Source organism: Rhodanobacter denitrificans (genome assembly GCF_000230695.2).
Classification (GTDB): domain Bacteria; phylum Pseudomonadota; class Gammaproteobacteria; order Xanthomonadales; family Rhodanobacteraceae; genus Rhodanobacter; species Rhodanobacter denitrificans.
In genome coordinates, this window is record NC_020541.1 from 1 (window position 1) to 21996 (window position 21996).

At 67.2% G+C, this 21996-nt stretch carries 16 protein-coding genes; 12 read left to right on the top strand and 4 right to left on the bottom strand.

The features are described 5' to 3' along the window. Positions 1 to 165: 165 nt before the first annotated feature. The 9 genes from dnaA to R2APBS1_RS00045 all read left to right on the top strand — a co-directional run bounded on the left by dnaA (position 166) and on the right by R2APBS1_RS00045 (position 10588). Positions 166 to 1494 carry a chromosomal replication initiator protein DnaA gene (dnaA, locus tag R2APBS1_RS00005; RefSeq protein WP_007510031.1) on the top strand — a complete coding sequence of 443 codons (1329 nt, stop codon included), beginning with the start codon at positions 166 to 168 and terminating at the stop codon, positions 1492 to 1494. A gap of 243 nt (positions 1495 to 1737) precedes the next feature. Then, complete coding sequence (gene dnaN / locus R2APBS1_RS00010; RefSeq protein ID WP_015446337.1) at positions 1738 to 2838, top strand: DNA polymerase III subunit beta; 1101 nt, start codon at positions 1738 to 1740, stop codon at positions 2836 to 2838. A gap of 96 nt (positions 2839 to 2934) precedes the next feature. Beyond that, positions 2935 to 4014 (top strand): DNA replication/repair protein RecF, encoded by a 1080-nt coding sequence (gene recF, locus R2APBS1_RS00015; RefSeq protein ID WP_041676632.1) that lies wholly within the window; start codon positions 2935 to 2937, stop codon positions 4012 to 4014. A 94-nt stretch (positions 4015 to 4108) separates the two neighbouring features. Next, positions 4109 to 6541 carry a DNA topoisomerase (ATP-hydrolyzing) subunit B gene (gyrB, locus tag R2APBS1_RS00020; RefSeq protein ID WP_007510038.1) on the top strand — a complete coding sequence of 811 codons (2433 nt, stop codon included), beginning with the start codon at positions 4109 to 4111 and terminating at the stop codon, positions 6539 to 6541. A gap of 228 nt (positions 6542 to 6769) precedes the next feature. Then, entirely contained in the window at positions 6770 to 8035 is a 1266-nt protein-coding gene (locus tag R2APBS1_RS00025; protein WP_027489759.1) for a tetratricopeptide repeat protein, read from the top strand. A gap of 281 nt (positions 8036 to 8316) precedes the next feature. Next, positions 8317 to 8916, top strand: coding sequence for an energy transducer TonB (locus tag R2APBS1_RS00030; RefSeq protein WP_007510044.1), 600 nt, complete (start codon positions 8317 to 8319; stop codon positions 8914 to 8916). A 55-nt stretch (positions 8917 to 8971) separates the two neighbouring features. Next, positions 8972 to 9745 (top strand): MotA/TolQ/ExbB proton channel family protein, encoded by a 774-nt coding sequence (locus R2APBS1_RS00035; protein ID WP_015446341.1) that lies wholly within the window; start codon positions 8972 to 8974, stop codon positions 9743 to 9745. Between the two features lie 11 nt (positions 9746 to 9756). Then, on the top strand, positions 9757 to 10179 hold the full coding sequence (locus tag R2APBS1_RS00040) for an ExbD/TolR family protein (protein WP_007510046.1): 423 nt from the start codon (positions 9757 to 9759) through the stop codon (positions 10177 to 10179). Between the two features lie 4 nt (positions 10180 to 10183). Continuing rightward, positions 10184 to 10588: an ExbD/TolR family protein gene (locus R2APBS1_RS00045; protein ID WP_007510047.1), complete on the top strand. Its 405-nt coding sequence runs from the start codon at positions 10184 to 10186 to the stop codon at positions 10586 to 10588. Positions 10589 to 10676: 88 nt separating this feature from the next. On the opposite strand, the gene R2APBS1_RS00050 is transcribed toward R2APBS1_RS00045, so the two are convergent. Together R2APBS1_RS00050 and R2APBS1_RS00055 are read right to left on the bottom strand one after the other, a co-directional pair. Continuing rightward, complete coding sequence (locus R2APBS1_RS00050; RefSeq protein WP_015446342.1) at positions 10677 to 11420, bottom strand: pyridoxine 5'-phosphate synthase; 744 nt, start codon at positions 11418 to 11420, stop codon at positions 10677 to 10679. Between the two features lie 84 nt (positions 11421 to 11504). Next, positions 11505 to 12149: a 4'-phosphopantetheinyl transferase family protein gene (locus R2APBS1_RS00055; protein WP_015446343.1), complete on the bottom strand. Its 645-nt coding sequence runs from the start codon at positions 12147 to 12149 to the stop codon at positions 11505 to 11507. A gap of 88 nt (positions 12150 to 12237) precedes the next feature. On the opposite strand from R2APBS1_RS00055, the gene R2APBS1_RS00060 reads away from it, so the two are divergent. Continuing rightward, complete coding sequence (locus R2APBS1_RS00060; RefSeq protein ID WP_217154268.1) at positions 12238 to 15726, top strand: hybrid sensor histidine kinase/response regulator; 3489 nt, start codon at positions 12238 to 12240, stop codon at positions 15724 to 15726. Positions 15727 to 15849: 123 nt separating this feature from the next. On the opposite strand, the gene R2APBS1_RS00065 is transcribed toward R2APBS1_RS00060, so the two are convergent. Further along, positions 15850 to 16524 (bottom strand): response regulator transcription factor, encoded by a 675-nt coding sequence (locus R2APBS1_RS00065; protein ID WP_007510051.1) that lies wholly within the window; start codon positions 16522 to 16524, stop codon positions 15850 to 15852. Positions 16525 to 16621: 97 nt separating this feature from the next. Beyond that, positions 16622 to 18562, bottom strand: a complete 1941-nt coding sequence (gene acs, locus R2APBS1_RS00070) for an acetate--CoA ligase (RefSeq protein WP_015446345.1) — start codon at positions 18560 to 18562, stop codon at positions 16622 to 16624. Positions 18563 to 18783: 221 nt separating this feature from the next. Between acs and R2APBS1_RS00075 the strand changes: the two genes are divergently transcribed. Both R2APBS1_RS00075 and R2APBS1_RS00080 read left to right on the top strand, forming a co-directional pair. Continuing rightward, positions 18784 to 20160: a carbohydrate porin gene (locus tag R2APBS1_RS00075; protein WP_015446346.1), complete on the top strand. Its 1377-nt coding sequence runs from the start codon at positions 18784 to 18786 to the stop codon at positions 20158 to 20160. A 158-nt stretch (positions 20161 to 20318) separates the two neighbouring features. After that, positions 20319 to 21989, top strand: coding sequence for an MFS transporter (locus R2APBS1_RS00080; RefSeq protein ID WP_015446347.1), 1671 nt, complete (start codon positions 20319 to 20321; stop codon positions 21987 to 21989). Positions 21990 to 21996: the final 7 nt, after the last annotated feature.

The following is a 21996-nucleotide window of genomic DNA, read 5'->3' on the forward strand; positions in this document are numbered from 1 at the left end:
AGGTTGGAAAGTATGTGGGGTGAATGACACCACTGTCAAATGGCGGTGGAGGGCACCCTGTGGATACCACTGTGGATAGGTGGGCGGCCGGGGGCGTGTGGGAGGCTGCTAGACTACCCCATCACCCCGCGCGCAAGCGCTCCCAAGCTGTGGTTGATCCTATCCATGAGTGATCTGTGGCGGCGCTGCCTTGAGCGCCTCGAAGGCGAGCTGAGCGCCGAAGACCTGCATACCTGGCTGATGCCGCTGCAGGCGCGCGAAGACGCCAACGGCCTGCAGTTGTTCGCGCCCAATTCCTACACCCTGGACACCGTGCGCGGGCGCTACCTGGAACAGATCGAGGCGATGCTGCTGCAGCTTGCCGGCAAGCCGTGTCCGGTGCGGCTGGAGGTCGGTTCCAGTGCGGTCCGGCCGGCACCGCCGGCGAAGGTAGCCGCGGCGCCCCGGGTCGCCATGACGGCGGCTGCCGCGTTCAGCCACAACCTCGACCCGCACTACACCTTCGAAACCTTCGTCGAGGGCAAATCCAACCAGCTCGGCAAGGCCGCCGCCATGCAGGTGGCGACCAATCCGGGCCGGGCCTACAACCCGCTGCTGCTGTACGGCGGCACCGGCCTGGGCAAGACCCACCTGATGCATGCTGCCGGCAACCTGATGCGCGAACGCAACCCGGACTGCAAGGTGCTGTACCTGCGCTCGGAGCAATTCGTGGGCTCGATGATCGAGGCCTTGCGCGCCAAGAGCATGGACCAGTTCAAGCAGCGCTTCCGCTCGGTCGACGCGCTGCTGATCGACGACATCCAGTTCTTCGCCGGCAAGGACACCACGCAGGAGGAGTTCTTCCACACCTTCAACGCGCTGTTCGAGTCCAAGCAGCAGATCATCCTCACCTGCGACCGCTATCCGAAGGAAGTGGACAAGCTGGAGCCGCGGCTGAAGTCGCGGCTGGGCTGGGGCCTGTCGGTGGCGATCGAGCCACCGGATTTCGAGACCCGCGCGGCAATCCTGCTGTCCAAGGCGCACGAGAAGGGGGTGGCCGTGGACGAACACGTGGCGATGCTGCTGGCCAAACGCATCCGCTCCAACGTGCGCGACCTGGAGGGTGCGCTGAACACGCTGGCGGCACGGGCGAATTTCTATGGCAAGCCGATCACCACCGACTTCGCCGAGGAAACCCTGCGCGACCTGCTGGCCACGCATGCGCAGGCGGTCACCATCCCGAACATCCAGAAGATCACCGCCGAGTACTTCAACGTGCGCCTGCAGGACCTGTTGTCCAAACGCCGCGTACGCTCGCTGGCGCGGCCGCGGCAGATCGCGATGACCTTGTCCAAGGAGCTGACCGAGCACAGCCTGCCGGAAATCGGCGAGGCGTTCGGCGGGCGCGACCACACGACCGTGATGCACGCCTGCAAGACGATCCGCAAGTTCATCGAGACGGACGCACGCATGCGCCAAGACTGGGAGCAACTGATTCGCACGCTGACCGGTTGAGCGACGATCGGCAAAGTTTATGGATAAGCGGGGGCCCAAGCTGTGGATAATGGGTGGACAGATCGGTCCTTGAAGTTATCCACAAACAGCCCACCGGCAGGCCGCCCTTTCAGGCACAATCAAGAATCATTGCAAATCATTGATAGACAAAAGAAAAACAGGTCGCGAACGTTATCCACCGGTACCACCACAACCACCAACTTCTTTTAAAGACAGAACAGCAGGTATAGGGGAAGCACAGCCATGCAATTCAGCATCCAACGAGAAGCTCTGCTCAAGCCGCTGCAGCAGGTGGTTGGTGTGGTTGAACGCCGCCAGACGCTACCCGTGCTGGCCAACCTGCTGGTCCGGGTCGGCAACGGCAAGTTGTCGCTGACCGGAACCGACCTGGAAGTGGAGATGGTCGCCACCACCGAGGCGGAGAAGCTGGTCGACGGCGAGGTGACCATTCCCGCCCGCAAGCTGTTCGATATCGTGCGGGCGCTGCCCGACGGCGCCCGCATCGAGCTCAAGCTGAACGGCGACCGCGTGGCGCTCAATGCCGGGCGCAGCCGCTTCACACTGACCACCCTGCCAGCCAGCGAATTTCCCACGATCGACGAAATCGAGCTGGTCGAAAAAGTCAGCCTGCCCGAGGAAGCGTTGCGCGACCTGATGGAGCGCACCGCGTTCGCCATGGCAAACCAGGACGTGCGCTACTACTTGAACGGCATGTTGCTGGACCTGCAGGAGCACACCTTGCGCTGCGTGGCTACCGACGGCCACCGTCTGGCGATGAAGGAAACCGAGCTGCAGAGCTCGGTCAGCGCGCGCCGGCAGATCATCATTCCACGCAAGGGCGTCAACGAACTGATCGGCCTGCTGGAAAGCGGTGACGGCCAGGTCGAACTGGAGTTCGGTCGCAACCACCTGCGCGTACGCCGCGGCGACGTGGTGTTCACCTCCAAGCTGATTGACGGCCGCTTCCCGGACTACGAAGCGGTGATTCCGCTGGGTGCCGACAAGACCGCCACGCTGGATCGGGAAGTGCTGCGTGGCGCCTTGCAGCGCGCGGCGATCCTGTCGAATGAGAAGTACCGCGGCGTGCGGCTGGAATTGTCGCCGGGCAAGCTGCGCATCGTGGCGCACAACCCGGAGCAGGAGGAAGCCGTGGAGGAGGTCGAGGCCGACACCCACGTGTCTGATCTGGCGGTTGGCTTCAACGTAGGCTACCTGCTCGATGCGCTGGCGGCGCTGCGCGGCGAACAGGCCCGGCTCAGCCTGCGCGACGCGCAGTCGAGCTGCCTGGTGCAGGAACACGACAACGAGCATGCCCGCCACGTGATCATGCCGCTGCGGCTCTGACGGCCGACCGATGGCGCTCGCCACGCACGGCAAGCCATGGCAACGCCGGGGCCCCCCTCAGGGACCCCGGCGTTGCCGTTTGTGGGCGCCTTGCCCGTGAGGTTGCAGCAGCTTCGGATACGCGGACTGCGTTGCCTCACCGACGTCGATGCGGTGCTGGGTCCGGCTATCAATGTTTTCGTGGGCGCGAACGGCGCCGGCAAGACCAGCGTGCTGGAAGCGGCGTTCCTGCTTTCACATGCCCGCTCCTTCCGCAGCGGGGCGAAGGAGGCGCTGTTGCAGCGGGGCGCCACGCAGTTGTCGATCTTTGCCGAGTTGTGTCATGCCGACCGGCGGGTGTGCCGGCTGGGCCTGGGCCGCGCCGGAGCGGGCTGGGAGGCGAAGCTCGATGGTTCGGGCGTCCCGCTCGGGCAACTGGTGAGCGAATGCGCGGTGGTCTGCTTCGAGCCAGGGTCGCACGCCCTGATCGCCGGCGCGGCCGAGGAGCGCCGACGCTACCTGGACTGGGGTGTGTTCCACGTGGAACATGCGTTTCTGTCCTGCTGGCGCCGCTACCAGCGGGCGCTGAAACAGCGCAACAGTCTGTTGCGTTCCCTCTCGCCCCCCGGCGACGAGCTGTTTGCGCCATGGGAGGCCGAACTGGCGCAGGCTGCCGATCAAATCGATCGGCAGCGGCGCGCCTACCTGGATCGGCTGCGCCCGCGGCTGCAGGGCAGCATCGCGGGTTTGCTGCCGGAACTGGGGGCGTTCGCGCTGCGTTATCGCCGCGGCTGGTCGGACGAGCTGGATCTGGCCCGGCAGCTGCGCGAGCAACGGGGCAGGGACCTGGCACGCGGGCACACCACGCTCGGCGCGCATCGGGCCGACTGGTCGATCACGTTCGAACAGGCGCCACTGCGTGAGCATCTGTCCCGCGGCCAGGAGAAACTCACCGCGCTGGCCTGCCTGCTGGCCCAGGCCGAACTGTATGCCGAGCATCGCGGGGAATGGCCCATCGTCTGCCTGGACGATCTCGCCTCCGAACTGGATCAGGCGCACCAGCTTGCGGTGGTGACGCTGCTGCGGGCGGCCGACGCCCAAGTCCTGCTGACCGGCACTGAGCTGCCGGCCGCGCTGCAGGGACTCCCTGCCTGCGTGTTCCACGTGGAACAAGGCAGGCTGGCGCGCCTGCTATAATCAAAAGGTTGCATCTCCCGGGATTGCATAACCCTGTCCGGCCATCCACGGCGCCGTGTCGGGCGGGTCGCTGGCGCCAGGAAACGGTCAACGCATGAACGAATCCAACAACGAATCGCATTACGACTCCAGCAACATCAAGGTCCTCAAGGGCCTGGAAGCGGTGCGCAAGCGCCCGGGCATGTACATCGGCGACACCGATGACGGCACCGGCCTGCACCACATGGTGTTCGAGGTCGTCGACAACGCGATCGACGAGGCGCTGGCCGGCTACTGCGACAAGGTGGTAGTCACCATCCTCGACGACGGTTCGGTCAGCGTCAGCGACAACGGCCGCGGCATTCCCGTCGACATCCATCCGGAGGAGGGCCGTTCCACTGCCGAGGTGGTGATGACGGTACTGCATGCCGGCGGCAAGTTCGACGCGAATTCGTACAAGGTCTCCGGCGGCCTGCACGGCGTGGGCGTATCGGTGGTGAACGCGCTGAGCGACCACCTGTGGCTGACCATCCATCGCGACGGCCACGAATACCTGCAGGAGTACGCGCTCGGCGAGCCGCTGTACCCCCTGAAAGAGGTCGGTCCGTCGACCAAGCGCGGCACCCTGGTGCGCTTCCTGCCCAGCCCGGCCACGTTCACCAACAACATCGATTTCCACTACGAGATCCTGGCCAAGCGCCTGCGCGAGCTGGCCTTCCTCAATTCCGGCGTCACCATCGAGCTGAAGGACGACCGCGGCGAAGGGCGCTCGGACACGTTTGCCTACCAGGGCGGCATCCGCTCGTTCGTGCAGCATCTGGCCCAGCTGAAGACCGCGCTGCATCCGAACGTGATCAGCCTGAGCGCGGAGCAGGACGGCATCGTGGTGGAAGTGGCGATGCAGTGGACCGACTCCTACCAGGAGACGATGTTCTGTTTCACCAACAACATCCCGCAGCGCGACGGCGGCACCCACCTCACCGGTTTCCGTGCCGCGCTGACCCGCTCGTTGCAGAACTATATAGAGAAAGAAGGTCTGGCCAAGACCGCCAAGGTTGCGCTGTCCGGCGACGACATGCGCGAGGGCATGATCGCGGTGCTGTCGGTGAAGGTGCCCGACCCGAAGTTCTCCTCGCAGACCAAGGACAAGCTGGTCTCGTCCGAGGTCAAGACGGTGGTGGAGCAGGTCGTCAACGAGAAGCTCGGCGAGTTCCTGCTGGAGCATCCGAACGAAGCCAAGGCGATCGCCTCCAAGGTGGTCGACGCCGCCCGTGCCCGCGAAGCCGCCCGCAAGGCGCGCGAGATGACCCGGCGCAAGGGTGCGCTGGACATCGCCGGCCTGCCCGGCAAGCTGGCCGACTGCCAGGAGAAGGATCCGGCGCTGTGCGAACTGTTCCTGGTCGAGGGCGACTCCGCCGGCGGCTCGGCCAAGCAGGGCCGCAACCGCAAGACCCAGGCCGTGCTGCCGCTCAAGGGCAAGATCCTCAACGTGGAGAAGGCGCGCTTCGATCGCATGCTGGCGTCGGCGGAGGTCGGCACCCTGATCACCGCGCTGGGCACCGGCATCGGCAAGGAGGAGTACAACCCGGACAAGCTGCGCTACCACCGCATCATCCTGATGACCGATGCGGACGTCGACGGCTCGCACATCCGCACCTTGCTGCTGACCTTCTTCTACCGGCAGATGCCGGAGCTGATCGAGCGCGGCCACATCTACATCGGCCTGCCGCCGCTGTACAAGGTGAAGCAGGGCAAGCAGGAGCTGTACATCAAGGACGACACCGCGCTGAACGACTATCTGATTTCCAGTGCGGTGGACAACGCCGCGCTGACCTACAGCCCGGACGCGCCGCCGATCACCGGCGAGGCGCTGGAAAAGCTGCTGCGCGGTTACCAGCACGCGCTGGACCAGATCGCCAAGCTGGCGCACCGCTTCGATGCCGCCGTGCTGAACGCCTTGCTCGAACACCCGCCGATCACGCCCGCGCTGTGGTCCGACGCGACCCTGATGCAGACTTGGCTGGATGGTGCCACCCGCCGCCTGGCCGCCAGCGGGCTGGGCAAGCCGCATTACCGCATGTCGCTGCGTCCGGCGCACGGCGAGCAGACGGCGGCGATCGAGGTGGTGAAGGAACAGCACGGGCTCAGCCACACCTGGCTGCTGCCACAGCCATTCTTCGCCAGCGCCGAGTTCCGCCCGCTGCTGGCGATCAGCCAGCAGATCGCCGGCATGATCCAGCCCGATGCCGTGGTGCGTCGCGGCAATGCCTCGCGCGGCGTGCTCAGCTTCCTGGAGGCGCGCGGCTGGCTGCTGGAGGAGGCGAAGAAGGGGCGCAGCATCCAGCGCTTCAAGGGCCTGGGCGAGATGAACCCCGAGCAGCTGTGGGACACCACGGTGAACCCGGACACCCGGCGCATGCTGCAGGTCGGCATCGAGGATGCGTTTGCCGCCGACCAGATGTTTTCGATGCTGATGGGCGAGGCGGTCGAACCGCGCCGCGACTTCATCGAGGCGAACGCATTGAAGGTCGCCAACCTCGACATCTGAAACAGCTTGCGCTGGCATGCCGGCCGGCGCCAGGCGTCGGCCAGCGGCATGCCCATTGGGCGCCTTGCCGCGTGGTGCGGCGCCAAGCAATTGATTTTCAACAGGCTTTGATGCGGCAGTGCAACTTGTTATCCCGTGCCGGGTCGAGTTACGCTCCGCAATCCCCCGCGTCATCACGACACGCCCAGACATTAGAGGATCACCATGAAGCATGCCCGAGGGTTAACCATGCTGGCCGGCATTGCGCTGCTGCTGGGCGTGGCCAGCAGCCCGGCACTGGCGCGCAAGAGCGACGACGCCAAACCCAAGAAGGAAGTGCTGTATCCGAACGCGACGCGCGTTGAGCCGAAGCTCGACCTGAGCAGCGTGAAGGATCAGAAGAACCTCAACGACGGCCTGGATGCGGTCAACGAGGGCGACAAGGCCAAGGCCGAGCAACTGCTGCAGCCGATCATCGACGGCAGCAAGAGCAAGTACGCCCAGGCGCTCGCCCTGCAGGGCATGGCCAGCCTCCACTACAACGACGGCGACACCAAGGGCGCGATCGCCGCGCTGCAGCGCTCGCTGGCGCTTGGCGTGATGCCGAATGACACCTACTTCCAGTTGATGTACATGCTGGCGCAGTTCCAGCTGGCCGACGAGCAGTACCAGGCCGCGCTGGACACGATCGCCAAGTGGCGCGCCGAAGGCAAGAAGGAAACCGCCGATTCGTACGCGCTCGAAGGCAATGCCGACTATCGGCTCGGCAAATATCCCGAGGCGATCGCCGCCATCACCAAGGCCAAGTCGCTGACCGACAAGCCGCAGCCGACCTGGGACCAGATCCTGATGGCCAGCTACGCCGAATCCGGCCAGGACGACAAGGCAGCCGCACTGGCTACCAGCCAGCTCAGTTCCAATCCGGACGACCCGAACGTGCTCAACAACGCGGTCGCCGTGCTGATGCAGGCGCACAAGTACCCCGAAGCGATCCAGATGCTGGAAAAGGCCCGCGCCGCCGGCAAGCTCGGCAAGGACACCCAGTATGTGAACCTGGCCAAGCTGTACCTGATCAGCGGCCAGGACAGTTCCGATCCTGCGCCGAACGCGCTCAAGGCCCAGCAGGTGCTTGAGGACGGTATCGGCAAGGGCGTGCTCAAACCCGACGCGGAAACCTACGTGCTGCTCGGCCAGTCCGCCGAGATCGGCAACAACATCGACAAGGCGATCGGCTATTACAACAAGGCCATCCCGCTGGCCAGCAACGGTGAGGCCGCGCTGCGCGCAGGACGCCTGCTGCTGAGCGAGAACAAGTACAGCCAGGCCAAGGGCCTGGTCCAGCAGGCGATCGACAAGGGCGTGCAGCACAAGGGTACGGCGTACATGCTGCTGGCCGAGTCCGAGCGTGGCTTGAAGAACAAGCCGGCGGCGATCGCCGCGATGAAGAAGGCCGCACAGGATCCGGAGACGGCGGCGAAGGCAAGGGACTGGCTGAAAAAGACCGGCGCCGAGTGACCGGCCGAGGCACCTGGCAGGTCGCGGGGTGGATGGACGTCCATATGATTCGCCACGCGGCGCTATACAAATGTCATGTGCTGTTGTACCGTTGAAACCTTTCCCTGCGTCTCCCCAGCGGCATGTTCCCTTCGGATCCGTCAAGGCATCAGACGACGGCTTCGGGGCCAAGCCCTGCGGCAACGTTCTCCTTCGGTTTGATCAGCTCCAGACAGTGACAGATGGCCTCAAGTAACGAAGAAATCGGGCGCGAGCCGTTTAGTTGGAAACGCACCTGGGCATTGGCAGTTGCCATCGGGCTGCATGCGTTTGCCTTCCTGTTGATCGTGGCGCCGATGGCGCCACCGAATCAGAACCACAAGGAAAAGGAACGCATCGTCCAGGTGAACTTCATCGAGCCGCCGCCGCCGCCGCCACCACCGCCGCCGCCGCCGCCGGAGCCGCCGAAGCAGCCGCCGCCGAAGATCATCCAGCAGATCAAGCCGCCGCCGACCCCGCCGCCGCCGACGCCGCCGCCACCGGTGGATGAGGTTTCGGCGAACGCGACTCCGGCACCGCCACCGGCGCCGCCGGCTCCGCCTGCGCCGCCTTCGGATATCACGGCCAGTTCGGACCTGAGCTACAACAGCCGTCTTCAGCCGAAGTACCCGCCGCAGGCGATCCGTCAGCGGCATGAGGGTACGGTCGTGCTGATGATCCTGGTGGGCGTGGATGGTTCGCCGAAGGACATCAAGATCGACCGCTCCAGCGGTTACCACGAACTCGATCGTGCTGCCATGGATGCCGCACGTCGTTGGCGCTTCAATCCAACGATTCGAAATGGACAAAAAGTTGAAGGGTACGCACGCGTTCCGGTCAACTTCAATCTCAACCAGCTGTAACCGGGTCCGCCCGGTTACAGTTACAGTTCACGCTTGACTTCCTTAGGGTAGCGTTATGTTCCTACAAACTCCTGCAACGACCGATGCCGCACAAGCTTTGGGTGGCAACACCAATGCTGAAGCCATGAAGGCCATGGGCTTTGGTGATTTGATCCACAATTTTGATCCGCTCGGTTGGGTCGTCTTCGTGACCCTGGTCGTGATGTCGTTCCTGTCGTGGTACTTCATCGTCGCCAACGGCATCCGCAATGCGACGGTGAAGGCCCGCGCCGACAAGGTCATCGACGGCTTCTGGGGCAACGGCTCCACCCAGGACGCGATCCGTGAACTGGAAGCCCAGCCGCGCAGCGAGCCGTTCTCCAAGATCGCGCTCGACGCCGCCTCGGCGGTCGCCCACCACCAGCAGGCCACAGCGGCGGCCGGCACCACCGGACGTCTGGCCGAGTCGCTGAGCCGTTCCGAGTTCATCGACCGCGCCCTGCGTCAGGCCGTGGCCCGCGAGAGCATGCGCCTGGAAGGCGGCATGACCCTGCTCGCCACGGTGGGCTCGGCCGCGCCGTTCGTCGGTCTGCTCGGTACCGTGTGGGGCATCTATCATGCTTTGATCAAGATTGCCGCTTCTGGCAACGCGTCGATGAACGCGGTGGCCGGCCCGGTCGGCGAGGCGCTGATCATGACCGCGTTCGGTCTGTTCGCCGCGATCCCGGCGCTGTTCGCCTACAACTTCTTCAGCCGCTCGAACCGCGTGGTCTATGCACGCTTCGACGAATTCGCGCACGACCTGCACGACTTCTTCGCCACCGGTTCGCGCGTCGAAAGCCAGAAGTGAGGGATTGACCCATGGCAGTCAGCCTAGGTGGCAATTCCGGCGGTCCGATGTCGGAAATCAACGTCACGCCGCTGGTCGACGTGATGCTGGTTTTGCTGATCATCTTCATGATCACGGCGCCGCTGATGTCGCACTCCATCACGATCGATCTGCCGATCGCGAATCCGAAGACCAAGGATGCGGAGTTGCCGGTGGCGCCTCTGGATCTGGCGGTCAAGCAGGACGGCAGCTTGTACTTCAATGACCACCTGGTCACCGAAGCCGAGTTGCGGGCGCAGTTTGCGGTGAATGCGCAGAAGTCGCCCCAGCCGGAACTGCAGATCCGTGCGGACAAGAACACCGAGTTCAAGATCGTGAAGAAGATCATCGGCGACGCCAAGGATTCGGGCATGGTCCATGTCGGCTTCATGACCACCGACGCGCCGAAGGGGTAACGAGATGTCTTTCTCCACCAAAACCAGCGGTCCGATGTCGGAGATCAACGTCACGCCGCTGGTCGACGTGATGCTGGTGCTCTTGATCATCTTCATGATCACGGCGCCGGTGCTGGCGCACAAGATCCAGGTCGACCTGCCGCAGCCGAACCCGAACCCGACGCCGCCGACCACGCCGCTGGATCCGATCCACCTGAAGATCGACCAGGCCGGTGCGCTGTACTGGAACGACACGCCGGTCGACGAGCTGGGCCTGAAGGCACAGCTCGCGGTGATCGCCCAGCAGAGCAACCAGCCGGAAATCCAGATCGCCGCGGATGACGCGGTGGCCTACCAGTACGTGGCGCGCGTGCTGGCGGATGCGAAGAGCTACAACCTGGTCAAGATCGGTTTCACCGAGAACTTCTGACCGGGCGCTGCCGCGGCAGCACGCAGCATCGAAGACCCCCGCCCTGTGCGGGGGTTTTTGTTTGCGTGAGCGGGCCGCGGGGCAGCGCTCAGCGCAGGATCTGCAGGTAGTTGCGCACGGTGGTGGCCAGTCCTTCGTACAGCGCCTCGCCGATCAGCGCATGGCCGATGGAGACTTCGGCCAGTCCGGGAATCGCCGCCTTGAAGGTGCCCAGGTTCGCCTGGCTGAGGTCGTGTCCGGCGTTCACCGCCAGCCCGGCCTGCTGCGCGCGGCGCGCGGTGTCGGCGCACGCGGCCAGCGCCGCCGCGGGCTGGCCATCGGCGAAGGCCTCGGCGTAGGGGCCGGTGTAGATCTCGACGCGCTGCGCGCCGATCGCTGCGGCCAGCTCGAAATCCCGGCTGCCGGCGTCGACGAACAGGCTGACCCGGCAGCCCAGGTCGCACAGTTCGCTGACCAGCGGGTGCAGCTGCGCGATGTCGCGGCGCAGGTCGAAGCCGTGGTCGGAGGTGATCTGGCCGTCGCTGTCCGGCACCAGGGTCACCTGGGTCGGGCGCACCTCGCGGGCCAGCGCGATCAGTCCCGGGTAGTCGCCGCGGGCGGCGGCAAACGGGTTGCCTTCGATGTTGTACTCGACCCGCCCGCGCAGCATCGCGGCCAGTGTGCGCACGTCCTGCGGCCGCACGTGGCGCTGGTCCGGGCGCGGGTGCACGGTGATGCCGCCACAGCCGGCCTCGATGCAGGTCTGCGCGGCGCGGCAGATATCCGGTTCGTGGCCGCCGCGCGAATTGCGCAGCACGGCGATCTTGTTGAGGTTGACACTGAGCAGGGTCATGGCGGGCGGTTCTTGGTGGTGGGCGATCGGCGTGGCACGCGGGTGGCGCACGGGCCGGTCGATGGACCGGAAACACTGCGCCGATCAGTCGTCGCTGGCAAGCGTGCCGAGGCGGATCCGCCGCTCGCCGCCGCGCCACGCCAGGGCGGCGATCAGGCCATGCCCGAGCGCCAGCCGCTGCAGCTGCCAGGCGCCGGCGTCGTCGCCGTGCAGCCGCCGCAGCTGCAGCCGTCCGTCCGCGCTGGCGACGCTGAGCCGGTCCAGGCCGAACGCGAGGCCGCGCCCCAGCGCCTTCAGCACCGCCTCCTTGGCGGTCCACAGTTCGAGGAAGACGGCGCCGCGCTCGGCCTCCGGCAAGGCGGCCAGCGCCGCGGCCTCCTCGGCGCAGAAAAAACGCCGGGCGAGCTGCAGTGCGTGCGGGCGTGGGCGCAGGCATTCGAGGTCGATCCCCGGCGCGACATGGCGGCCGACCGCGACCAGGGCATGGCCGCCACTGTGCGACCAGTTGAAGCCGAGCGTCGGGTCCAGCCCGGCGGCGAGCGCGGGGCGACCGTGCTCGCCCTCGGCCAGCACCACCTGCTCTGCCGCGATGCCGAGGTAGGTGGCCAGCAGTGCGCGCAGCGGTGCCCGCCCGCGCGACTGCTGGTGGTCCAGCCGCCACACATGAATCTCGTCATCGCGCAGGTGCTCTGCTACGTTGGCAAGTGTCGGTGCGGGCGCGGCGATCATCCGCGCATGGTGCCGCCGGCACCGCCATGGCACAAGCACGGGCCGCATGGTGCCGCGCCCGTCGATCGTCTGGCCGGGAGAAGGTGACTTGATTCAGGGGTGGATGCTGCTGCTGGTGTCGCTGCTGTACGTCGGGCTGCTGTTCGTGGTGGCCTACGCGGGCGACCGTCGGCCGCTGTACCCGCGCCAGCCGCGACTGCGGCCGATCGTCTACAGCCTGGCGCTGGCGGTGTACTGCTCGTCGTGGACGTTCTACGGCGCGGTCGGCACCGCCGCACGCGACGGCCTGGCCTACCTGCCGATCTACCTCGGCCCGATCCTGCTGTTCGTGTTCGGCTTCGGCCTGCTGCGCCGGCTGGTGCAGACGGTGAGGCAGCGCAACATCACCTCGATCGCCGACTTCATCGGCGCGCGCTTCGGCAAGTCGCACGGGTTGGCCGCGCTGGTGGCGGTGATCGCGGTGGTCGCCGTGGTGCCGTACATCGCGCTGCAGTTCAAGGCGGTGGCGATGTCGTACAGCGTGCTGGGCGGGGTCAGGCACGGCATGGTGACCGCCGGCGGCGTCGACAGCGCGCTGTGGTGCGCGGTGCTGCTGGCGGTATTCGCGATCCTGTTCGGCACGCGCAGCATCGACGCCACCGAACACCACCACGGCATGATGCTGGCGATTGCGCTGGAGTCGCTGATCAAGCTGCTCGCGTTCGTGGCGCTGGCCGGCTACGCGCTGTGGCAAGGCCCCGGGCTGGCCGATACCGTGCAGCTTCCGGCTGCCCAGCTGAGCCATGGCCTGTCGCCGGGTTTCCTGGCGCAGACGATGCTGGCGTTCTGCGCGATGTTCTGCCTGCCGCGGCAGTTCCAGATCGGCATGGTCGAATGCGAGGACACCGACGACCTCACCCGTGCGCGCTGGATGGTGCCGCTGTACCTGGTCATCGTCAGCGTGGCGGTGCTGCCGATCGTGGCGGCCGGCGCACACCTGCCGCTGGTGCGCGACGGCGCCGCTGACGCCTGGGTGCTGACCCTGCCGATGGCGCACGGTGACCGCGGCATGGCGCTGCTGGCCTTCATCGGCGGTTTCTCGGCGGCAACCGGCATGGTGATCGTGGCCTCGGTGGCGCTGTCGACGATGATCAGCAACGACCTGGTGATGCCAGCGCTGCTGCGCATCCGCCCGCTGCGGCTGGAGCAGCGCAGCGACCTGTCGCAGCTGGTGCTGGGCGTGCGCCGGGTGGCGATCATCCTGCTGGCGGTGATGGCCTACGCCTACTACCGGGCCGCCGCGAACGCGGAGAACCTGGCTGCCACCGGCCTGCTCGCGTTCGCCGCGGTGGCGCAGTTCGCGCCGGCGCTGATCGCCGCGCTGTACTGGCGCGGCGCCAGCCGTCGCGGCGTGATCGTGGGCCTGGCCGGCGGCTTCGCGGTGTGGCTGTACACCTTGCTGCTGCCGGCGCTGATCCGCTCGGATGGCTGGCTGCAGCACGGTCCGTTCGGCTGGGACTGGCTGCGCCCGCAGGCGCTGTTCCACCTGAGCGGCTGGGACCCGGTGATGCACGGCACGTTCTGGTCGCTGCTGGCCAACGTGGGCTGCCTGGTGTTCGTCTCGCTGCGGCTGCGGCCCAGCCTGGAGGAGCGCCTGCACGCGGCGATGTTCATGGATGCCGATCCGGCCAGCCGCGGCGGCAGCGGCGACTGGCGCGGCCGCGTGGCGGTGGCCGACCTGCGCACCATCGCCGAGCGCATCGTGGGCGAGCGCAGCAGCGTGCGCGCGTTCGAGGAATACGGACAGCGCCGCGGCAAGCCGCTGCTGGCCGGCGAGGCGGCCGACCGCGCACTGATCCAGTACACGGAGCGGCTGCTCGCCTCGGCGGTGGGCGCGGCGAACGCGCGGCGCATCCTGATCAGCGCGCTGTCCGGCAGCGGCCTGGACCTGGCCGAGTCGATGGCGTTGCTGGACGAGGCCTCGCAGGAGTTGCGCTTCAACCGCGAGCTGTTGTCCACCACGCTGGAAAACGTTTCGCAGGGGATCAGCGTGGTCGACGCGCGGATGCGCCTGGTGGCGTGGAACCGGCGCTACCTGGAACTGTTCGACTACCCCGACGGCATGGTGCACGTGGGCGTGCCGGTGGCCGAGCTGATCCGCTGGAACGCCGAGCGCGGCGAGTGCGGCCCGGGCGAGGTCGAGGCGCACGTGGCCAAGCGCATCCAGTACATGCGGGCCGGCTCGGCGCACCTGTTCCAGCGCGTGCGCCCGGACGGCACGGTGATCGAGATGCGCGGCCGCGCGCTGCCCGGCGGCGGCTACGTCACCACCTATACCGACGTCACCGCGTACAAGCACGCCGAGCAGGCGCTGATCGAGGTGAACGAGACGCTGGAGCAGCGCGTCGAGCAGCGCACTGCCGAGCTGTCCGAGGCGCTGGTCGCCACCGCGCAGGCGCGGCGCGCGGCGGAAACGGCGAACATCTCCAAGACGCGCTTCCTGGCCGCCGCCAGCCACGACCTGCTGCAGCCGCTCAACGCGGCGCGCCTGTTCACCTCGGCACTGCGCCAGCATCCCGGACTGGACCCCGAGGCCAGCGGTCTGGCCGAGCGCATCGACGCCTCGTTCCGCGCCGCCGAGGACCTGCTCGATGCATTGCTCGACGTCTCGCGGCTGGATGCCGGCAGCTACCACCCCGAGGTCGGCGCGTTCGCGCTGGCCGAGCTGTTCGATTCGCTGACGGCGCAGTTCGCGGTGGTCGCCGAACGGCGCGGGCTGCGCCTGCGCGTGGTGCCGACGCGGCTGGCGGTGCGCAGCGACCCGCAGCTGCTGCGCCGGATCCTGCAGAACTTCCTCTCCAACGCGCTGCGCTACACCAGCAAGGGCAGCGTACTGCTGGGCGCGCGGCGGGTCGGCGTGGACGAGGTGCGCATCGAGGTATGGGACTCCGGCCCCGGTATCGCGGCGGAGCAGCGCGCGCGGATCTTCGACGAGTTCCAGCGGCTGGAACAGCCTTCGCCGTGGGGTGAGAAAGGACTGGGCCTGGGCCTGTCGATCTGCGACCGCCTGGCCGGCATCCTCGGCCACCGGCTCGACCTGCATTCGCGGGTCGAGCACGGCAGCTGCTTCGCGGTGACCGTGCCGCGCAACGAGGCGGTGCCGGTGCGCCGCCAGCGCGTGCAACGCAGCGGCACCGACAAGCAGCTGCCGCTGACCGTGCTGTGCCTGGACAACGACGCGGCGATCCTCGACGGCATGCGCGCCCTGCTCAGCCGCTGGGGCGTCGACTGCCGCATCGCGCTCGACGCGGCACAGGCGCGCGACGAACTGCGCCGCGGCACGGTGGACCTGATCCTGGCCGACTATCACCTGGCCGACGATGCCGACGGCCTGCAGGTGCTGCAGCAGTTGCGCCAGGCGCTGGGCGACCTGCCGCCCGTGGCGATGATCACCGCCGACGGCAGCAGCGAGCTGAAACAGCGCGCCCGCGCGCTCGGCTACCCGCTGCTGCACAAGCCGGTGCGCCCCGCCGCGCTGCGCGCGCTGCTGACGGCGCTGGTACGCAGGCAGGGGGAGCCCGCGAGTTCAGCGGATTAGCAGGTCCGATACCGCGTCGGACCCATCCGTTTGCTGGCGCGAATTCCGCCGTGCGTTCCGCCATGGGGCAATCCGGGCTTTCCGCGATGGCGGGTTGCCTTCGCAAGCCTGCCCGGGACGGCTTCAGGCGTCGTCGTCTTCGGGCAGCGGCTGCATCGCGCCGGGTTCGACCGCCAGCTGGCTGGCGATCAGCGCGACCTGGGTGCGGTTGTTGACGCCGAGCTTGCGCATGATCGCGGTCATGTGCGCCTTGACGGTGGCTTCGGAAACGCCGAGCTCCCAGGCGATCTGCTTGTTCAGCAGGCCTTCGGCGATCATCGTCATCACGCGAAACTGCTGCGGTGTCAGCGCGGCGACCTGCGCGGCAGCGGCGGCTTCGTCGGGCCTGAGCTCGGCGTTGCCGCCGACCAGTTGTGGCGGCAGCCAGACGTCGCCGTCGAGCACGGCGCGGATCGCCGCCACGATGCTTTCGCCCGAACTGGATTTCGGGATGTACGCCGACGCACCGTGAGCCAGCGCGCGGCGTGCCACCTGCGCCTCTTCGTGGCCGGACACCACGATGGTCGGCAGGCCCGGATACTGGCCGCGGATGTGCGCCAGCGCGGAATAGCCGCGCGCACCGGGCATGTGCAGGTCCAGCAGCAGCAGCTCGGCATCGGGGAATTGCTCGATCAGGCCGAGCAGGGCGTGCACGCTGTCGGCGGTATGCACGCGTGCCTGCGGCATGGCGGCCAGCACCGCGCGCTGCAGCGCGTCGCGGAACAGCGGGTGGTCGTCGGCGATCAGGATGTCGGGCATGGCGTTCGTCGGCAAGGCGGGAGCGCACCCCGTGCGCGATGCTTTTGCTCCGCTGTGTGGAAAAGCACAGCGCACGGCGTGCGCTCCTGCCATTTCCTCATTTGATCAATCGCTCGTCCACCAGGTTCTTCACCACGCTGGGATCGGCCAGGGTGGTGATGTCGCCGAGCTGGTCGGGCAGGTTCTCGCCGATCTTGCGCAGGATGCGGCGCATGATCTTGCCCGAGCGCGTCTTCGGCAGGCCGGGCGCCCACTGCAGGTAGTCCGGCGTGGCGATCGGGCCGATCTCCTTGCGCACCCAGGCGATCAGTTCCTTGCGCAGCCCGTCGCTGCCGGTTTCGCCGGCGACCAGGGTGACGTACGCATAGATGCCCTGGCCCTTGATCTCGTGCGGGCAGCCGACCACGGCCGCCTCGGCCACCTTCGGGTGCGCCACCAGCGCGCTCTCCACTTCGGCGGTGCCGAGGCGGTGGCCGGACACGTTGATCACGTCGTCGACGCGGCCGGTGATCCAGTAGTAGCCGTCCTCGTCGCGGCGCGCGCCGTCGCCGGAGAAGTAGTTGCCGGGGTAGGCGCTGAAGTAGGTTTCGATGAAGCGCTGGTGGTCGCCGTAGATGGTGCGCACCTGGCCGGGCCAGGAGTCGGTGATCAGCAGGTTGCCCTCGGCCACGCCTTCCTGCACGGTGCCTTCGGCGTCGACGATGGCCGGCTTCACGCCGAAGAACGGCAGGGTGGCCGAGCCGGGCTTGGTGGCGATCGCGCCGGGAAGCGGCGAGATCATGATGCCGCCAGTCTCGGTCTGCCACCAGGTGTCGACGATCGGGCAGCGCTCCTCGCCGACCACCCGGTAGTACCACTCCCACGCCTCCGGGTTGATCGGCTCGCCGACCGAGCCGAGCAGGCGCAGCGACGCGCGAGAGCACTTCTTCACCGGCGCCTCGCCCTCGCGCATCAGCGCGCGGATCGCGGTGGGCGCGGTGTAGAAGATGCTGACCTGGTGCTTGTCGATCACCTGCCAGAAGCGGCTGTGGTCGGGGTAGTTCGGCACGCCCTCGAACATCACGGTGGTGGCGCCGTTGCATAGCGGGCCGTACACCACGTAGCTGTGGCCGGTGACCCAGCCCACGTCGGCGGTGCACCAGTAGATGTCGTCCTCACGCAGGTCGAACACCTGCTCGTGGGTGTAGCTGATGAACACCAGGTAGCCGCCGGTGGAGTGCTGCACGCCCTTCGGCTTGCCGGTGGAGCCGGAGGTGTACAGCACGAACAGCGGGTGCTCGGCCTCGACCGGGGTGGGCGCGCAGTCGGCCGACTGGCCTTCCATCAGCGTGTGCCAGTAGCGGTCGCGCGGCGACTGCATGTGCACCGCGCCGCCGGTGTGGCGCACCACGATCACGGTCTCCACGCTGTTGGTGCCGGGGCGTTCCAGTGCCGCATCCACGTTGACCTTGAGCGGGATGTGCTTGCCGGCGCGCCGGCCCTCGTCGGCGGTGATCACCACCTTGGCCTGCGAATCGACGATGCGCCCGGCCAGCGAGTCGGGCGAGAAGCCGCCGAACACCACCGAATGGATCGCGCCGAGCCGCGCGCAGGCCAGCATCGCCACCGCCGCCTCGGGGATCATCGGCAGGTAGATCGCCACGCGGTCGCCCTTGACCACGCCCAGGTGCTTCAGCGTGTTGGCGAACTTGCACACCTCGGCGTGCAGCTCGCGGTAGGTGATCCTGCGCGAGTCCTTCGGGTCGTCGCCCTCGAAGATGATCGCCACCTTGTCGCCGCGCTTTTCCAGCTGGCGGTCGAGGCAGTTCGCCGACACGTTCAGCTCGCCGTCCTCGTACCAGCGGATGTGCAGGTCCTTCGGATCGAACGAGACATCCTTGATCTTCGTCGGCGGCTTGATCCAGTCCAGGCGCTGGCCGATGCGGCCCCAGAAGCCCTCCGGGTCGCTGACCGACTCGGCGTAAAGGCGTGTGTAGTCGTCGCGGCGCAGGCGCGACGCGGCGGCAAACGAAGGGTTGACCGGATAGAGCTTGGACATGGCTGGGCTCCTGCTGGCTCGGCGTGGAAGGTGGCGAAGGGGGATCCCGCGGCAGGCGTCGACGCCCGGCGGTGCGCACGCTTCGAGTGTAGCCCGATCGTCGCGAAGGTAGCGGCGCGCCGCCGGCTCGACTTTGGTCGAAGTTCGACCAAAGGCGAATAGTCGCCCGCGTCGCAGCATGGCCATGCTCGGCTCGTCATCGACCCTGGGGAGACGCACGCATGACTCAACGACACACCCATCGTTACTCCGCGCTTGCCCTGAGCATGGCTTGCGCCCTGATGCTTCCGCTGGCCGGCCACGCGCAGGCGGACACGCACGAGCAGCAACTTGAGCAGCGTGTGGCGCAGCTCGAGCAGCAGTTGAACGAACTGAAGGCCATGATCCAGGCGCAGAAGGCCGCGCCCGCGCCGCCGGCACCCGCGCAGAACGTGGCGGCGGCCCCAGTGGCGGCGACGCCGGTGTTCAGCAGCGCGCCCGGCGTGTCGGTGGCGCTGCACGGTTTCGTCAGCGCCAGCGCGTTCAGCCAGAACAAGAGCTTCACCTACGGCAACGGTCAGAACGCGCTGTTCCCGATCCCCGGCTCGAAAGGCTCGCTCTCCGGGGTCGACGTGCGCAACACGCGCTTCTGGCTCGACTTCAAGGGCGCCAAGTTCGCCGGCAACTGGAGCGGCGGCGGGCGCATCGAGATGGACTTCTTCGGCGGCTTCAACGGCACCGGCGCGTACAGCCAGCAGCAGCCGACGCCGCGTCTGCGCCAGGCCTACATGGACCTGACCAACCCCGAGAGCGGCACCACCGTGCGCATCGGCCAGCAGTGGGACCTGATGTTCCCGGTCGACAACTCGCCGACCTCGCTGGCGCACATCGCGTTCCCGCTCGGCTTCGGTTCCGGCTACGGCGGCTGGCGCTTCCCCGGCGTGGTGGTGATGCAGGACCTCAACCACGGCAGTACCGGTGCGCAGTGGCGGCTCGACGTGGGCGCGTTCGAGGGCACCTGGAGCGGACCGGGCAACAACGTCAACTACCTCACCGCCGGCAGCGCCGGCTTCCGCCCGCAGGTGGAGGCACGCTTGCACGTGCAGGACAAGAACTGGCTGGCGTACTTCTCGGCGCACTACAGCAAGGTCGACCTGCGCGGCGTGGGCGGCACCGCGCCGACGCCAATCCAGTCCAGCGTGAAGAGCACCGGCTACGAAATCGGCGGCCAGTGGAAGCCGGGCCCGTGGACGTTCAAGGGACTGGCCTACACCGGCAACGGCCTTGGCGAGATCTTCGGCGCGATGTCGCAGTTCGGCGACATCCAGGAGAGCGGCGGCTTCGTGCAGGCGGGCTACAGCTTCACGCCGAACTGGAGCCTGTATGCGTTCTATGCCTACAGCAAACCCGACAGCAAGGACGTGATCGCCTGGATGGGCAACGGCTCGACCGGCTTGCTGCGCAACCGCCAGACCGCGCTGAGCCTGCAGTACACCGCCGGCTCGTATGACCTCAGTGCCGAATGGATGCACGACAAGCTCGACTCCACCAGCAACGGCGTGGATCGTAAGACCACCACCGGCAACCAGTTCAGCCTCAACGCGCTTTATCGCTTCTGAGGTTCATGGCGGCGTGCCCCGGCGCGCCGCCGACCCACCTCCCGCGACAGCGGGAGGATGACGAGGTGCGGCCCGGGGCAAGGGACGGTCCGCACCTTCCGACTTCTCCCCAGCGTTCCGGGCAGAGGCATCTCACACCATTCGGGAGGGGAAACATCATGGCCAGCAATGCCATTGGCGCCATCGGCAACCAGGCCGACGCCGCGCTCGACGTCAGCCACAAGCGGGTGATCCTGGCTTCCAGCCTGGGCACCGTGTTCGAGTGGTACGACTTCTACCTGTACGGCTCGCTCGCCGTGATCATCGGCCACCAGTTCTTCTCCGGCCTGAACGAGGCCAGCCAGCTGGTGTTCGCCCTGCTGGCGTTCGCCGCCGGCTTCGCAGTGCGTCCGTTCGGCGCGCTGGTGTTCGGCCGGGTCGGCGACCTGGTCGGGCGCAAGTACACCTTCCTGATCACCATCGTGATCATGGGCCTGTCCACGTTCTTCGTCGGCCTGCTGCCCAGTTACGGCTCGATCGGGGTGGCCGCACCAGTGATCCTGATCGCGCTGCGCATGCTGCAGGGCCTGGCACTCGGCGGCGAATACGGCGGCGCGGCCACCTACGTGGCCGAGCATGCGCCGCACGGCAAGCGCGGCCTGTACACCAGCTTCATCCAGATCACCGCCACCTTCGGCCTGTTCCTGTCGCTGCTGGTGATCCTGGGCTGCAAGTGGATGCTCGGCGACAAGTTCAACGACTGGGGCTGGCGCATTCCGTTCCTGCTGTCCTCGCTGCTGCTGGCGATCTCGGTGTACATCCGCCTGCAACTGGCCGAGTCGCCGGTGTTCAAGCAGATGAAGGAGGAAGGCAAGCAGTCGAAGGCGCCGCTGACCGAATCGTTCGCGCGCTGGGGCAACCTGAAGCTGGTGATCCTGGCCCTGCTCGGCGCCACCGCCGGCCAGGCCGTGGTGTGGTACTGCGGCCAGTTCTACGCGATGTACTTCCTCGGCAGCACGCTGAAGATCGACGCCACCACCACCCAGCTGCTGATCGCCGCGGCGCTGGTGATCGGCACGCCGTTCTTCGTGGTGTTCGGCTGGCTGTCGGACAAGATCGGGCGCAAGCCAGTGGTGCTGGCCGGCTGCCTGCTCGCCGCGCTGACCTACTTCCCGATCTTCAAGGGCCTCACCCACTACGGCAACCCGGCGATCGAGGCGGCCAGCGTGGCGGCACCGGTCAAGGTGCTGGCCGATCCGGCTGGCTGCAGCGTGCAGATCGACCTGATCGGCAAGAAGGTCTTCACCAGCTCCTGCGACGTGGCCAAGAGCTACCTGGCCAAGCGCGGCGTGCCGTACGAGAACGTCGCCGCGGCGCCGGGCACGGTGGCGGTCGTCTCGGTCGGCGGCCAGGACTTCCCCGCGTTCGAGGGCGGCGCCCTGGCCAAGGCCGACTTCACCGCGCAGGGCAAGGCGTTCGGCGACAGCGTCGGCAAGGCCCTGGCCGCTGCCGGTTACCCGGCCAAGGCCGACCCGGCGCAGACCAACACGCCGATGGTGATCCTGCTGCTGACCATCCTGGTGCTCTACGTGACGATGGTCTACGGACCAATCGCCGCGTGGCTGGTGGAGATGTTCCCCACCCGCATCCGCTACACCTCGATGAGCCTGCCCTACCACATCGGCAACGGCTGGTTCGGCGGCTTCCTGCCCTCGGTATCGTTCGGCATCGTCGCGGCCACCGGCAACTTCTACGCCGGCCTGTGGTATCCGGTGGTGATCGCCACGATGACCTTCGTGATCGGCATGCTGTTCGTGCGCGAGACCAAGGACGTCGACCTCAACGACTGAGTACAGT

Excerpts from the sequence above, each read along its gene's own strand:
- dnaA (WP_007510031.1), top strand. The coding sequence starts at position 166 with ATGAGTGATCTGTGGCGGCGCTGCCTTGAGCGCCTCGAAGGCGAGCTG.
- dnaN (WP_015446337.1), top strand. The coding sequence starts at position 1,738 with ATGCAATTCAGCATCCAACGAGAAGCTCTGCTCAAGCCGCTGCAGCAG.
- gyrB (WP_007510038.1), top strand. The coding sequence starts at position 4,109 with ATGAACGAATCCAACAACGAATCGCATTACGACTCCAGCAACATCAAG.
- R2APBS1_RS00025 (WP_027489759.1), top strand. The coding sequence starts at position 6,770 with ATGCTGGCCGGCATTGCGCTGCTGCTGGGCGTGGCCAGCAGCCCGGCA.
- R2APBS1_RS00035 (WP_015446341.1), top strand. The coding sequence starts at position 8,972 with ATGTTCCTACAAACTCCTGCAACGACCGATGCCGCACAAGCTTTGGGT.
- R2APBS1_RS00040 (WP_007510046.1), top strand. The coding sequence starts at position 9,757 with ATGGCAGTCAGCCTAGGTGGCAATTCCGGCGGTCCGATGTCGGAAATC.
- R2APBS1_RS00045 (WP_007510047.1), top strand. The coding sequence starts at position 10,184 with ATGTCTTTCTCCACCAAAACCAGCGGTCCGATGTCGGAGATCAACGTC.
- R2APBS1_RS00050 (WP_015446342.1), bottom strand. The coding sequence starts at position 11,420 with ATGACCCTGCTCAGTGTCAACCTCAACAAGATCGCCGTGCTGCGCAAT.
- R2APBS1_RS00055 (WP_015446343.1), bottom strand. The coding sequence starts at position 12,149 with ATGATCGCCGCGCCCGCACCGACACTTGCCAACGTAGCAGAGCACCTG.
- R2APBS1_RS00065 (WP_007510051.1), bottom strand. The coding sequence starts at position 16,524 with ATGCCCGACATCCTGATCGCCGACGACCACCCGCTGTTCCGCGACGCG.
- acs (WP_015446345.1), bottom strand. The coding sequence starts at position 18,562 with ATGTCCAAGCTCTATCCGGTCAACCCTTCGTTTGCCGCCGCGTCGCGC.
- R2APBS1_RS00075 (WP_015446346.1), top strand. The coding sequence starts at position 18,784 with ATGACTCAACGACACACCCATCGTTACTCCGCGCTTGCCCTGAGCATG.
- R2APBS1_RS00080 (WP_015446347.1), top strand. The coding sequence starts at position 20,319 with ATGGCCAGCAATGCCATTGGCGCCATCGGCAACCAGGCCGACGCCGCG.